Origin of the sequence: Arthrobacter sp. ov118 (assembly GCF_900116495.1) — a bacterium.
Taxonomy (GTDB): Bacteria; Actinomycetota; Actinomycetes; order Actinomycetales; family Micrococcaceae; genus Arthrobacter.
The window spans coordinates 56485-69269 of record NZ_FPAY01000012.1; the positions used below are offsets into that span (position 1 = coordinate 56485).

Annotated in this window: 10 protein-coding genes and 1 riboswitch; of the genes, 8 read left to right on the forward strand and 2 right to left on the reverse strand. The window is 67.8% G+C overall.

Annotation, left to right across the window (positions count from 1 at the left end; all coding sequences use genetic code 11):
* The first annotated feature begins 187 nt into the window (after positions 1–187).
* Both BM372_RS18455 and BM372_RS18460 read left to right on the forward strand, forming a co-directional pair.
* Positions 188–1006, forward strand: coding sequence for a sigma-70 family RNA polymerase sigma factor (locus BM372_RS18455; protein ID WP_090956907.1), 819 nt, complete (start codon positions 188–190; stop codon positions 1004–1006).
* 165 nt (positions 1007–1171) lie between these two features.
* The gene (locus BM372_RS18460; protein ID WP_090956908.1) at positions 1172–1651 is read left to right on the forward strand and encodes a Dps family protein; all 480 of its coding nucleotides are present in this window, start codon (positions 1172–1174) and stop codon (positions 1649–1651) included.
* Between the two features lie 101 nt (positions 1652–1752).
* Here the strand turns inward: BM372_RS18460 and BM372_RS18465 are convergent, their stop codons facing one another.
* The gene (locus tag BM372_RS18465; protein WP_090956909.1) at positions 1753–3324 is read right to left on the reverse strand and encodes an MFS transporter; all 1572 of its coding nucleotides are present in this window, start codon (positions 3322–3324) and stop codon (positions 1753–1755) included.
* A 68-nt stretch (positions 3325–3392) separates the two neighbouring features.
* On the opposite strand from BM372_RS18465, the gene BM372_RS18470 reads away from it, so the two are divergent.
* The 6 genes from BM372_RS18470 (at position 3393) to BM372_RS18495 (ending at position 12131) form a co-directional block, all read left to right on the forward strand.
* Positions 3393–3932: a TetR/AcrR family transcriptional regulator gene (locus BM372_RS18470; RefSeq protein WP_090956957.1), complete on the forward strand. Its 540-nt coding sequence runs from the start codon at positions 3393–3395 to the stop codon at positions 3930–3932.
* A gap of 113 nt (positions 3933–4045) precedes the next feature.
* Positions 4046–4144, forward strand: a riboswitch (glycine riboswitch).
* A gap of 147 nt (positions 4145–4291) precedes the next feature.
* Positions 4292–7153, forward strand: coding sequence for an aminomethyl-transferring glycine dehydrogenase (gene gcvP / locus BM372_RS18475; RefSeq protein WP_177236071.1), 2862 nt, complete (start codon positions 4292–4294; stop codon positions 7151–7153).
* Between the two features lie 9 nt (positions 7154–7162).
* A complete protein-coding gene (gcvT, locus tag BM372_RS18480; RefSeq protein WP_090956910.1) occupies positions 7163–8326 on the forward strand; it encodes a glycine cleavage system aminomethyltransferase GcvT in 1164 nt (387 codons plus the stop codon).
* Positions 8327–8830: 504 nt separating this feature from the next.
* Positions 8831–9217 (forward strand): glycine cleavage system protein GcvH, encoded by a 387-nt coding sequence (gcvH, locus tag BM372_RS18485; protein WP_090956911.1) that lies wholly within the window; start codon positions 8831–8833, stop codon positions 9215–9217.
* Positions 9218–9246: 29 nt separating this feature from the next.
* Complete coding sequence (gene glyA, locus BM372_RS18490; protein WP_090956959.1) at positions 9247–10548, forward strand: serine hydroxymethyltransferase; 1302 nt, start codon at positions 9247–9249, stop codon at positions 10546–10548.
* Positions 10549–10718: 170 nt separating this feature from the next.
* Positions 10719–12131, forward strand: a complete 1413-nt coding sequence (locus tag BM372_RS18495; RefSeq protein WP_090956912.1) for an L-serine ammonia-lyase — start codon at positions 10719–10721, stop codon at positions 12129–12131.
* Positions 12132–12167: 36 nt separating this feature from the next.
* Here BM372_RS18495 and BM372_RS18500 read toward each other — a convergent pair whose 3' ends face one another.
* A complete protein-coding gene (locus BM372_RS18500) occupies positions 12168–12722 on the reverse strand; it encodes a TspO/MBR family protein (protein WP_090956913.1) in 555 nt (184 codons plus the stop codon).
* Between the last annotated feature and the right edge of the window lie 63 nt (positions 12723–12785).

Sequence of the window (12785 nt, forward strand, 5' to 3'; positions counted from 1 at the left end):
TAGCCAAGCTTTTCCCTGAGGGTACACGCAGATTCCGGATCAGGTGATAGGTTTCCACCATGGGTGCTGCACCCCGCTAGTGAACGCTGACTCCAATGGGGGGAGTACCAGTCCGTTCTCGGGTGCGGCTCTCGGCGTTTTAAGGGTTTAAAGCCCTTCGGATCCGGTCTCATGGGGGGACACAGAATTGAATCGCGTGGAGCGCAACGAGATGGTCACGCAGCACCTTCCGCTGGTGGGGTATCTCGTCTCGGATTTGTGTTCAAAAGCCTCGCATCTTTCTCGCGATGACTTGGCCTCTGCCGGCGCTATTGCCTTGATCACCTCTGCCGATTCGTTCGATCCGGACCTCGGAGTGCCCTTTGGTGCCTTCGCGCGCCGGCGCATCCTTGGCGCCTTCGCGGATGAGATGCGGGCCAGCGACTGGGCCACCCGCTCCGCCCGTCGACGGATCAAGGAAACGATGTCGGTCCAGGAAACGCTGGCGTCCGCCCTTGGCCGTACCCCCACCGTGGACGAGATTGCCTCCGCCCTCGGCGTTCAGCAGAGTGTCGTGGAGGCCGCGCTGGCCGATGCCTCCCGCACGCTGACGCCTCTCGATGAGGCCGTCGTCGACACCCTGGCCGCCGAAACGCTGTCGCCGGAGCACTCCGTGCTCGCGGACGAGCGGCTCCAGTACCTGCGGGCTGCCGTGAAGTCCCTTCCGGAACGGATGCGCTACGTCGTCGAGGAGATCTACTTCGGTGACCGTACCGTCAAGGACTTGGCCGCCGAGCTGGGGTCCACCCACGCCGCGGTCTCCCAGCAGCGGTCCGAGGCCATCCGCCTCATGCGCGACGGCCTCACCGCCCACTACGCTGATGACCCCGAACAGCCCTTCGAACCACAGTCCAGGATCACTCCCCGGCGCCGGAACGACTACCTCGCGCAGCTCTCCGAGGCCACCGCCGGCGGCATTACGCGGGCATTCTTCCCCCAAGGCCCGATGCTCAACGAAGCCGTCTGAGCAGCTGCACGAGCAGTAGTAAGCCGACTTAGTAAGCTGACTGAGAAATCCCTGCTGGACCATCGCGGCCCGGCCGCGGCCTGGGGTAGCGTCAGAACCAACGGCCGCAGCGCACGCTTTGGGCGCCCGCGGCCCGCACGGTACCGGATCTACTCAGGAGGATGTATGAAGGCAACACCTACATTGACGAGCAACCTGCAGGCAGTCCTAGTGGACCTGATTGAACTCCACGTGCAGGGCAAGCAGGCGCACTGGAACATCGTCGGGACCAACTTCCGGGACCTCCACCTGCAGCTGGACGAGATCGTCGAGGCGGCGCGGGGATTCGCGGACGAGATGGCTGAGCGCATGCGCGCCATCCACGCCCTGCCGGACGGCCGCAGTTCCACGGTGGCCAAGACCACCGCACTTGCCGAATTCCCCTCCGGACTCATCAACACCAAGGACGCGATCGACCGGATCGTCGCGGCCCTCGAAGCGGCCGTAGGCACCATGCGCAAGGTCCATGATGAGGTGGACGAGGAAGACCCCACCACGGCCGACCTTCTGCATGCCTTTATCGCAAAGCTGGAACAGTACGCGTGGATGGTCAACGCCGAAACCCTGCGCGCCAACGCCAACGTGACCACCCCGGACAACAAGTAGGGCTGACTCCCGCACACAGCAGGCGTTGGGCAACAGCCGCGGCCGGCACCGGGTTTCTCCCCGCGCCGGTCGCGGCTGTTTAATGCCGGCGGCTGAGCCCGCTACTTGGCCTTTGGCACCGTCCGCAGCACCAGGGCGGCGAGGACGCAGGCGCCGGACATCAGGACCAGCGCGATGGCTGCCGTGACGTGGACACCCGAGTCGAACGCCGTGCGTGCGGCCGCCGTGACCGCCTCCCCGAGCGGAGCGGGAAGCAGCCCGGCGAGCTCCACAGCGCCGGCGAGGGTCTCGCCGGCCTGGCTGGTGGCCGCGGCCGGGGCGAGTTCGGACACGCCCGCCGGGAGCCGGAGGTTGCCTTGGTACGAGGCCGTCAGGATGGAGCCGAGGATCGCGGTGCCCAGCAGCGACCCCACCTCGTAGCCGGTCTCGGAGATGGCGGCAGCGGCTCCGGACTTCTCGGCCGGAGCCGCGCCCAGGATCAGGTCGTTGGAAATGGTCTCCGCGGCGCCCACCCCCAGGCAAAGAATCATCAGGGCGGCCAGGAGCAGTGAGGGCCCGTGGCTGTGGTCCCCGAAGGCCACCAGGAAATAGCCGGCCGCGCTCAGCAGCAGTCCGCCGGCCACCACGAAACCGGGCCGGACGATCCGTACCAGCGGGACCACCAGCAGGCCCGCCACGACCGTCGCGATGAGCGCCGGAACCATCGCCACCCCGGAAGCCGAGGGCGACTGACCCTCGAGCAGCTGCAGGTGCTGGGCCAGGAACAAAATGAAGCCGTTGAAGGAGAACAGGGCCAAGACGTTGGCAACGATGGCCGTACTGAAGATCCGGTTGCCAAACAGGCTCACATCGAGCATCGGCGCGGTGCCAACGCCGCGGGCAAGTGCCCGTTGGCGGCGGACGAACACGTAACCCATGAACAGGCCGACGCCGATGCCCGCGAAAGCCTCCGGTGCCGGCCCGTGCGTGGCGAGGGCCTTGATCCCGTAGACCACCGGCACCATGACCAGCAGGGACAGGACGATGCTGGGCACGTCCACGCGGCCGGGCTTCGGGTCGCGGGACTCCGGGATCAGCGCCGGCCCGAGCAGCAGCAGGGGCAGGATGATCGGCACTGCAACCAGCAGGATGGCGCCCCACCAGAAGTGTTCCACCAGCCATCCGCCGGCAATCGGGCCGAGCGCGGCACCACCGGAGAAGCCGGCAGCCCAGATCGCCACGGCCAGCCGGCGCCGGTTGGACTGCGGAAAGATGTTGCGGATCAGCGACAGCGTGGAGGGCATGAGCATGGCGCCGAAGAAGCCAAGCCCGGCGCGGCCCGCGATCAGCCATTCGGCGCTCGGCGCGAAGGCCGTCGCGGCAGAAATGGTGGCAAAGCCGGCGCTGCCCACGAACAGCAGCCTGCGCCGCCCGATCCTGTCGCCCAGGCTGCCCATCGCTACCAGCAGGCCGGCCAGGACGAGCGGATAGGCATCGATTATCCAGAGCAGTTCGACACCGGAGGCGGCCAGGCTTCGGGCGATGGCCGGCAGGGCGAACGTCAGGGCGGTGTTGTCCACGGCCACGAGCAGGACGGGGAACATCAGCAGGCCCAGTGCCACCCAGTCACGCCAAGGTGCCCGGGGGCCGCTGGCCGTCCGGGTGCTGGTCGCGGTAATCAATGGAAGACTCATGGAGCGTAACTATACCGTCTGGACGGTACAGTTAAGAAACGTGCCGCCGGACAGGCATGATGGGAGGCATGCCCAGGAAACCCGTGGCCCGCGAGGCCGTCCTCGATGCCTTCGAATCCCTGCTGATCGAAGTGGGGGAGCGTGCCGCTACGCTGGACGCCGTCGCGCGGCGGGCCGGCGTCTCCAAGGGCGGCCTGCTCTACCACTTCCCGACCAAGGAGGCCATGATCACCGTCCTGCTGGAGCGGCTGGACCGGCATCTGGCCGCCGATGTTGCCGCGATGGCCGCCGCCCCGGAAGGCGCAGCCGCGTACTTCATCAAATCCTCGGTGTGGGCCGACACGCCCATGGACCGGGTTTTCGTGGCGGCCACCCGGCTCGCCGAGGTGGCGCACGAGGAAACCCTGCGCCGGTTCGCCGCAGGCCAGGCAAGCTGGCTGGAACTGCTGGCGGACGACGTCGGACCCGCCATGGCGAAGGCCGTCCTGTACATGGGGGACGGCTTGTACTTCAACGCCATGCTGGGCCGCGGCCCCGCCGGGCCGCCCGCGGAAATCGAGGCGGACGTCGAAGGCCTCCTGGCCGCCGTCGAACGTCTTCGCGGCTGACGGACCCGGGCGCCCCCGTAACCTGCCGGTCACCCGGCCCCTGGTTTGCGGACGCACGCCCGGCATAGGACAATGGAAGCTGTGACTGTAGTCACCGCAACTGAATATGCCTTTGATCTGCGGCGGGAGAGTCCTGCAAGTAGGTACAAGCAGGCGCCGTAGGAGCAAATCCTCCCCAGGAATCTCTCAGGCCCACGTACCGCCGCGGCAAGGAACCTCTGGAAAGTAGCAGGCTGTCCGCTGACATGCTGTGCTCACCGACGGTGCAAGCGAAGCCACGGCGACGCGGAAACTCTCAGGTCCAATACAGAGCGGGGAGGAACCCTAATCAATCTGGCGTACCCTGCGCCGCCTGAGTTATGGAGTTCCTTGTGACTGTTACCCCAGCCTCCACGTCCTTCGTTGACCGGCACATCGGCGCCCGGCGCCAGGCCGACGTCGACGCCATGCTGAAGGCTGTCGGCTACGACACCGTCGACGCCCTGGTGGACACGGCCGTTCCCAAAGACATCCGCCAGGACTCCGACCTTGCGCTCACCGCGGCCCTGAGCGAGGTGGAAGTCCTCGCCGAACTCCGCAAGCTGGCCGCCAAAAACAAGACGGCTGTGCAGATGATCGGGCAGGGCTACTACGACACCCTCACCCCGCCCGTGATCCGCCGCAACATCCTTGAAGCCCCGGCCTGGTACACCGCGTACACGCCCTACCAGCCGGAAATCTCCCAGGGCCGGCTCGAGGCGCTGCTGAACTTCCAGACCATGGTCCAGGACCTGGTCGGCCTGCCCATCGCCAACGCCTCGCTGCTGGACGAAGCCACCGCGGTCGCCGAGGCCGTCCTCATGATGCGCCGCGCCAACAAGGACAAGTCGGCCCGCGACGGCAAGACCGTCCTCGACGCCGACTGCCTGCCCCAGACCATCGCGATCGTGAAGGGCCGCGCCGAAGCCCTCGGCTTCGAGGTAGAGGTCGCGGACCTCTCCAAAGGCCTGCCCGACGGCGCCATCAACGGCGTCGTCCTGCAGCAGCCCGGCGTCTCGGGCCGCGTGTTCGACCACACCGCCGTAATCGCCGAGGCCAAGGAACGCGGCGCCCTCGTCACGGTCGCCGCCGACCTCCTCTCGCTGACCCTCATCACGCCCCCGGGCGAGCAGGGCGCAGACATCGCCGTCGGCTCCGCCCAGCGCTTCGGCGTCCCGCTGTTTTTCGGTGGCCCGCACGCCGCCTACATGGCCGTGCAAAAGGGGCTCGAGCGCTCCATGCCCGGCCGCCTCGTGGGTGTCTCCAAAGACAACGCCGGTGTCCCCGCCTACCGCCTGGCGCTGCAGACCCGCGAGCAGCACATCCGCCGCGAGAAGGCCACGTCCAACATCTGCACCGCGCAGGCCCTCCTGGCCATCGTGTCCTCGTTCTACGCCGTCTACCACGGCCCCGACGGGCTGAAGGCAATCGCCCAGACCGTCCACGGCCACGCGAAGACCATCGCCGCCTCCCTGAAGGCCGCCGGCCTGGACGTGCTGCACACCTCCTTCTTCGACACCATCACCGTCTCCGTGCCGGGCCGGGCAGCTGAGATCATCGCTGGCGCCGACGCCAAGGGCATCAACCTGCGCGCCATCGATGCCGACATGGTCGGGATCTCCGCCGATGAGGCCACGACGGCGGCCGTTGTCGCCGACGTCGTTGCCGCCTTCGGCGCCGGCGTCGCCGGTGAGGCCTCAGACTTCGGCCTGGACGCCGCGGTGGAGCGCACCTCCGACTACCTCCAGCACCCGGTGTTCAACACCCACCGCTCCGAGACTCAGCTGCTGCGTTACATCCGCCGTCTTTCGGACCGCGATCTTGCCTTGGACCGCACCATGATCCCGCTGGGCTCGTGCACCATGAAGCTGAACGCCACGGCCGAGATGGAAGCCATCTCCTGGCCGGAGTTTGCCTCCATCCACCCCTTCGCCCCCGAATCCCAGACCGCCGGCTGGCGCGAACTGATCGAGGACCTCGAGGCCCAGCTGACCGAGATCACCGGCTACGACCAGGTCTCCATCCAGCCCAACGCCGGATCGCAGGGCGAGCTCGCCGGCCTGCTGGCCATCCGCGGCTACCACCTCTCCCGCGGTGACGCCCAGCGCAACATCTGCCTCATCCCGGCCTCCGCGCACGGCACCAACGCCGCCTCGGCCGTGCTTGCCGGCATGAAGGTCGTCGTCGTGGCCACCGCCTCCGACGGCACGATCGACCACACGGACCTCACCGCCAAGATCGAGGCCAACAAGGACGCCCTGTCCTGCATCATGATCACCTACCCGTCCACGCACGGGGTCTACGACGCCGACGTCCGCGAGGTCTGCGACGCGGTCCACGCCGCCGGCGGCCAGGTCTACATCGATGGCGCCAACCTCAACGCCCTCGTCGGGCTGGCCCAGCCCGGCCTGTTCGGAGGCGACGTCTCGCACCTGAACCTGCACAAGACCTTCTGCATCCCGCACGGCGGCGGCGGACCCGGCGTCGGCCCGGTTGCGGCCAAGGCGCACTTGGCACCGTTCATGCCCGGCAACGCCGCGGATCCGACGAACGGCGCCGACGGCACCCCGATCTCCGCTTCCCGCTACGGTTCGGCCGGCGTCCTGCCGATCTCCTGGGCCTACGTCAAGCTCATGGGCGGCCAGGGCCTTACCGAGGCCACCAAGTCGGCGCTCCTGGCGGCGAACTACGTCGCGGCCCGCCTGAACGACTCCTTCCCGGTGCTTTACACCGGCGAAGGCGGCCTCGTGGCCCACGAGTGCATCCTGGACCTGCGCGAACTCACGGCCAAGACCGGCGTGACCGCCGAGGACGTGGCAAAGCGCCTGATCGACTACGGCTTCCACGCCCCCACGCTGGCGTTCCCGGTGGCCGGCACCCTGATGGTGGAGCCCACCGAATCCGAGGACCTGGGCGAGATCGACCGTTTCATCACGGCCATGGTCGCCATCCGGGCCGAGATTGACCAGGTGGCCAACGGCGACTTCACCGTGCAGGACAGCCCGCTGCGCAACGCCCCGCACACCGCCGCCGCCGTGATCAGCACCGACTGGACCCGCGAGTACCCGCGAGAGCAGGCCGTCTTCCCGGTCCACACGCTCAAGCAGGACAAGTACTTCCCGCCGGTCGGCCGGATCGACGGCGCCGCCGGCGACCGCAACCTGATCTGCTCCTGCCCGCCGCTCGAAGACTTCGAAAACTAAGGATTCCCGATGACTGAGAATTACACGGCACTTTACGAAGAGCACAAGAAGCTCGGCGCCTCCTTCACGGACTTCGGCGGCTGGCAGATGCCGCTGAAGTACAGCTCCGAACTCGCCGAACACCACGCCGTCCGCAAGTCCGCGGGCCTGTTCGACCTCTCCCACATGGGCGAAGTCTGGGTCACCGGCCCGGACGCCGCAGCCTTCCTCGACTACGCTCTGGTGGGCAAGATCTCCGCGATGGCCGTCGGCAAGGCCAAGTACTCGCTGATCTGCAACGAGGACGGCGGCATCATCGACGACCTCATCACCTACCGCCGGCCGGCGGGGGCAGACGGCACTGACAAGTTCCTGGTGGTCCCCAACGCCGGCAACGCCAAGGTGGTGACCGCAGCCCTGGCCGAACGCGCGGGTTCTGCCCAGGAAGGCGGCTTCGACGTTACGGTCCAGGACGCCTCTGCCGAAACGTCGCTCATCGCGGTGCAGGGCCCCCAAGCCGAGTCGATCCTGCTCCGCCTGGTCCCGGCAGCGCAACACGAACTCGTCACCGGCTTGAAGTACTACGCAGCCGTTGAGGTCCCGTTCCTCGTGGGCGGCTCGAGCCAGGACCTCCTGCTGGCCCGCACCGGCTATACCGGTGAAGACGGCTTCGAGATCTTCGTGGGCAACGACGACGCCGCCGCCCTCTGGCAGGCGCTGATCGCCGTTGCCGAGGACGGCCAGCTGACCCCGGCGGGGCTCGCTTCCCGCGATTCGCTCCGGCTCGAGGCCGGCATGCCGCTCTACGGCAACGAACTCTCCCTTGACGGCGACCCGTTCGCCGCCGGCCTGGGCCCCGTCGTCGCGCTGTCCAAGGAAGGCGACTTCATCGGCAAGGCGGCCCTGGCGGCGAAGAAGGAAGCCGGCGCCGGGGCCACCACGGGCCGCAAGCTCGTCGGCCTCAAGGGCCTCGGACGCCGCGCCGGCCGCGGCCACTACCCGGTCCTCAAGGACGGCAACACAGTCGGCGAAGTGACCTCCGGCCAGCCCAGCCCGAGCCTGGGCTACCCCGTGGCTATGGCCTACGTCGACGTCGAGTTCACCGAACCCGGCACCGCCCTGGACATCGACCTCCGCGGCAAGGCGGAGCCCTTCGAAGTGGTGGCACTGCCGTTCTACAAGCGCCAAAAGTAGCCGAAGCTGTCCCGGGGGCTGCGTGACTGTGGTTGCGTTCGCCCGTCGGCCCCGACATCCTCTGCATGCTCGGTCGCAAAGACGCCCGCTGAGCGGACGTGACGCTCCCTTAGACGCATGCTGCCGGATGTCGGGCCCGAAGGGGCCCTGCAGCTCACCCCAGGTTGAACTCACCTCCCGTTCCAAGCGTCATTGGGGGCGCCTGGAACGCCCAAAGGTGCGGGGGATGAACCGCCTCCCGCGGCCCGGCCTTAGAAGATACCAAAAGCCGCAGTTTCTTCCCGGAGAACTGTAGGTCCCGAAAACTGAATCTTTTTGATAGCGGCAGGGGAGCGAATTCCGGAAGCGTGCGTCTAAGGGAGCGTCGCGTCCGCCCAGCGGGCGCCTTCGCGACCGAGCACGCGGAGGAATTCGGTTTCCGGCCGCGTAACCCGACCACGGTCAGTAAGTTACCCAGCGACAATTGATTTAGCCCACGACTTTTCAAACGTAAAGGAAAAACACATGGCAAAAGTTGCCCCTGAACTGCAGTACTCCGACGAGCACGAGTGGGTTGCGCGGGAGGAGGCCGGGAACGTCGTTTCCATCGGCATCTCCGCCGTCGCCACCGACGCCCTGGGCGACATCGTCTACGTGGACCTGCCTGAGGTTGGCTCCGCGGTGACCGCGGGGCAGACGTGCGGCGAGGTCGAGTCGACCAAGTCCGTCTCGGACCTGTACGCCCCCGTCACGGGCGAGGTCACCGAAGTCAACCCCGCCGTCGTCGACGATCCGGCGCTGATCAACAGCGATCCGTACGGGGCCGGCTGGCTCTTCAAGGTGGCCGCCGAATCGGAAGGTCCGCTGCTCTCTGCCCAGGAGTACGCCTCCAAGAACGGCGGCGAGCTGTGAGCGCGGCGGGTGCCGCAGGCACGGAGACAGTGGCTTTTGAGCAGGTAGTTTCCCCGAGCCTGGACGCGGAGTTGTCCGCGCTGGATCCGGAGATCGCCGCGAAGATCGACGCGGAGCTGTCCCGCCAGCGTGACGGTCTGGAGATGATCGCCTCGGAGAACCACACCGCCAAAGCTGTGATGCAGGCGCAGGGTTCGGTGCTGACCAACAAGTACGCCGAGGGCTACCCGGGCAAGCGCTACTACGGCGGCTGCGAGCACGTTGACGTGATCGAGCAGCTCGCGATCGACCGGGTCAAGGCCCTGTTCGGTGCCGGGTACGCGAACGTCCAGCCGCACTCCGGCGCGCAGGCCAACGCCTCCGTGATGCACGCCCTGATCCGTCCGGGCGACACCATCATGGGCCTGAACCTGGCCCACGGCGGACACCTGACGCACGGCATGAAGATCAACTTCTCCGGCCGGCTCTACAACGTCATCCCGTACCAGGTCCGCGAGGACGACCACCGGATCGACATGGCCGAGGTGGAGCGCCTGGCCCAGGAGCACAAGCCCCAGCTGATCGTTGCCGGCTGGTCCGCGTACGCCCGCCAGCTGGACTTCGCCGAGTTCCGCCGGATCGCCGATTCCGTGGGCGCCTACCTGATGGTGGACATGGCACACTTCGCCGGACTGGTGGCGGCCGGCCTGCACCCGTCTCCGGTGCCGCACGCCCACGTCACCACCTCCACCACGCACAAGACCCTCGCCGGTCCGCGCGGCGGCATCATCCTGAGCAACGACGCCGAGATCGCCAAGAAGATCAACTCCGCAGTCTTCCCCGGCCAGCAGGGCGGGCCGCTGGAGCACGTCATCGCCGGCAAGGCCGTGGCCTTCAAGATCGCAGCGTCCGAAGAGTTCAAGGAACGCCAGGAACGGGTCCTGGCCGGCGCCCGGATCCTCGCTGACCGCCTGGTCCAGCCGGACGTCACCGCGAAGGGGATCTCCGTGATCTCCGGCGGCACCGACGTGCACCTGGTCCTGGTGGACCTGCGCAACTGCGAGCTCAACGGGCAAGAGGCCGAGGACCGTCTCGCCGCGATCGACATCACCGTCAACCGCAACGCCGTCCCCTTCGACCCGCGTCCGCCGATGGTCACCTCCGGGCTGCGCATCGGCACCCCGGCGCTGGCCACCCGCGGCTTCGGCGAGGCGGCCTTCGCCGAGGTTGCCGAGATCATCGCCGAGGCTTTGACCGCCGACGCCGGCGCTGACCTGTCCGGTCTGCGCTCCCGGGTGGAGGCCCTCGCCGCCGCCCACCCGCTCTACCCCTCGGTTGATAACCTCGCCTAAGGGACGTATTACAGAAGTAGCAGCAGTACCGATCACGACGCCGGGCGGGCCGCGGCCACAAGCCGCCGCCCGGCGCCGTCCATCGGGCAAAGCTGCCGCCTACCGGCGGCCGCACGCCTTCCGGCAAGACCCTCTGCCGGACCACAGCAAGACCTAGTTAGGAACCGACAATGGCTGTTGGAGTCTTCGACCTCTTTTCCATCGGAATAGGACCGTCCAGCTCGCACACGGTTGGACCGATGCGGGCCGCCGCCGTCTTCGCGGAAGAACTCAAAGCTTCCGGACACCTGGCCGACGTGGCCTCGCTGCGCGTGGACCTGTACGGCTCCCTCGCCGCCACGGGCCACGGCCACGGCACCATGACGGCCATCCTGCTCGGTCTCGAGGGTTTCCACCCCGAGCAGATCCTGCCGGCGGAAGTGGAGGACCGGCTGGCCGCGATCGCCGAAACCGGCACCCTGCAGCTGGCCGGAGCCGTGCCCCTGCCGTACGGGGTGAAGGACATGGTCCTGCGGCCATTGACCATCCTGCCCCGGCACACCAACGGGATGACGTTCACGGTCTCCGACGCCGGAGGCGAAACCCTGCACAGCGCCACATTCTTCTCCGTCGGCGGCGGCTTCATTGTCCGCGAGGGCGAGGAGGACTCGGCGCAGCAGGAGCTCGAGGAGTCAAAGAAGGAACTCCCGCTGCCCTTCCGCACCGCCGCTGAACTGCTGGGCCGCTGCCAGTCCAAGGGCCTCTCGATCGGCGAGATCATGATGGTCAACGAGCGCGCCTCCCGCACGGAAGCGGAGATCCGGGAGGGCCTGCTGCACATCTACTCGGTGATGGAAGGCTGCGTCGAGGTCAGCCTCAAGCGCGAGGGGCTGCTGCCCGGCGGGCTGAAGGTCCGCCGTCGCGCGCCCGACTGGCACGAGCGGCTGCTGAAGGAAGGCCGTGACCACGGTCCGGACTACCGCGACCCGAAGTACTGGCAGGAATGGGTCAACCTGATCGCCCTCGCCGTGAACGAGGAAAATGCCTCGGGCGGCCGCGTGGTCACCGCCCCTACCAACGGTGCCGCCGGCATCATCCCCGCCGTGCTGTACTACGCCCTGCACTTCGCCCCCGGCATGGACAAGGCAACCCAGGCCGACCGCGACGACGTTGTGGTCAAGTTCCTGCTGACCGCCGGCGCCATCGGGGTGCTGTACAAGGAGCAGGCCTCGATCTCCGGTGCAGAAGTCGGCTGCCAGGGCGAGGTGGGTTCGGCGTCGTCAATGGCGGCCGCGGGCCTGGCCGAAGTCATGGGCGGCACGCCGGCCCAGGTGGAGAACGCCGCGGAAATCGCGATGGAACACAACCTGGGCCTGACCTGCGATCCGATCGGCGGGCTCGTCCAGGTCCCGTGCATCGAACGCAACGCGATCGCCGCCGCGAAGGCCATCAACGCCGCCAAGATGGCACTGTGGGGCGACGGCTCGCACCGGGTGTCCTTGGACGAGGTCATTGTGACCATGCGCGAGACCGGCAGGGACATGAGCTCGAAGTACAAGGAAACCGCCATGGGCGGCCTCGCCGTGAACGTGGTGGAGTGCTAGGGGCCTGACCGGCGACTGACGTTTAGTTATCAGGTGCTAGTTGTGCAGGGCGGCCCATAGATTCAGTGAGGACGCAAACACGACCCAGGACAGGTAGGGCAGCATCAGCAGCCCTGCCGTCCGGCTGATGGGCCCGAAGAGCACCACGGTCACGGCCACCGCGACGGCCAGCGCGACGATGATGCCGAAGGCGATCCACAGCGCCGGCGTCCCCAGCGCCGGGTACAGGGCGAAGAACACCGGCGTCCAGAGCAGGTTCAGTCCCAGCTGCACGCAGTAGGCGGTGAGGGCCGCCCGGGACCCTGCGGCGTGACTGCGCCAGACCAGCCACCCCGCGACGGCCATGGCGGTGTACAGGAACGTCCAGACCGGGCCGAAGACCCAGTTGGGCGGGGACCACGGCGCCGTGTCCGCGGTGGTGTACCAGCCGTTGACGTGTCGGGCGGTGGCCAGGCCGCCGAGAGCCGCGACCAGCGCCGACGCGGCGAGGAACAGCACCAGTGCTATCGCCTGGGCGCCGCTGCCGGCGCCTGGTGAGCGGCCGCGGCCCGCTCCGGCACCGCGTTCCACCGGTTGTTGCTGAGCCTGCATGAGACCAGCGTAACTGCCCGGGCCGGACCGGTGGCAGGGTGCGGACCGATAGACTTGGGGCTG

What these genes read in the sequence shown, in the direction of transcription:
- BM372_RS18460 (WP_090956908.1), top strand. Translation starts at nt 1,172, where the DNA reads ATGAAGGCAACACCTACATTGACGAGCAACCTGCAGGCAGTCCTAGTG.
- BM372_RS18465 (WP_090956909.1), bottom strand. Translation starts at nt 3,324, where the DNA reads ATGAGTCTTCCATTGATTACCGCGACCAGCACCCGGACGGCCAGCGGC.
- BM372_RS18470 (WP_090956957.1), top strand. Translation starts at nt 3,393, where the DNA reads ATGCCCAGGAAACCCGTGGCCCGCGAGGCCGTCCTCGATGCCTTCGAA.
- gcvP (WP_177236071.1), top strand. Translation starts at nt 4,292, where the DNA reads ATGGAGTTCCTTGTGACTGTTACCCCAGCCTCCACGTCCTTCGTTGAC.
- gcvT (WP_090956910.1), top strand. Translation starts at nt 7,163, where the DNA reads ATGACTGAGAATTACACGGCACTTTACGAAGAGCACAAGAAGCTCGGC.
- gcvH (WP_090956911.1), top strand. Translation starts at nt 8,831, where the DNA reads ATGGCAAAAGTTGCCCCTGAACTGCAGTACTCCGACGAGCACGAGTGG.
- BM372_RS18495 (WP_090956912.1), top strand. Translation starts at nt 10,719, where the DNA reads ATGGCTGTTGGAGTCTTCGACCTCTTTTCCATCGGAATAGGACCGTCC.
- BM372_RS18500 (WP_090956913.1), bottom strand. Translation starts at nt 12,722, where the DNA reads ATGCAGGCTCAGCAACAACCGGTGGAACGCGGTGCCGGAGCGGGCCGC.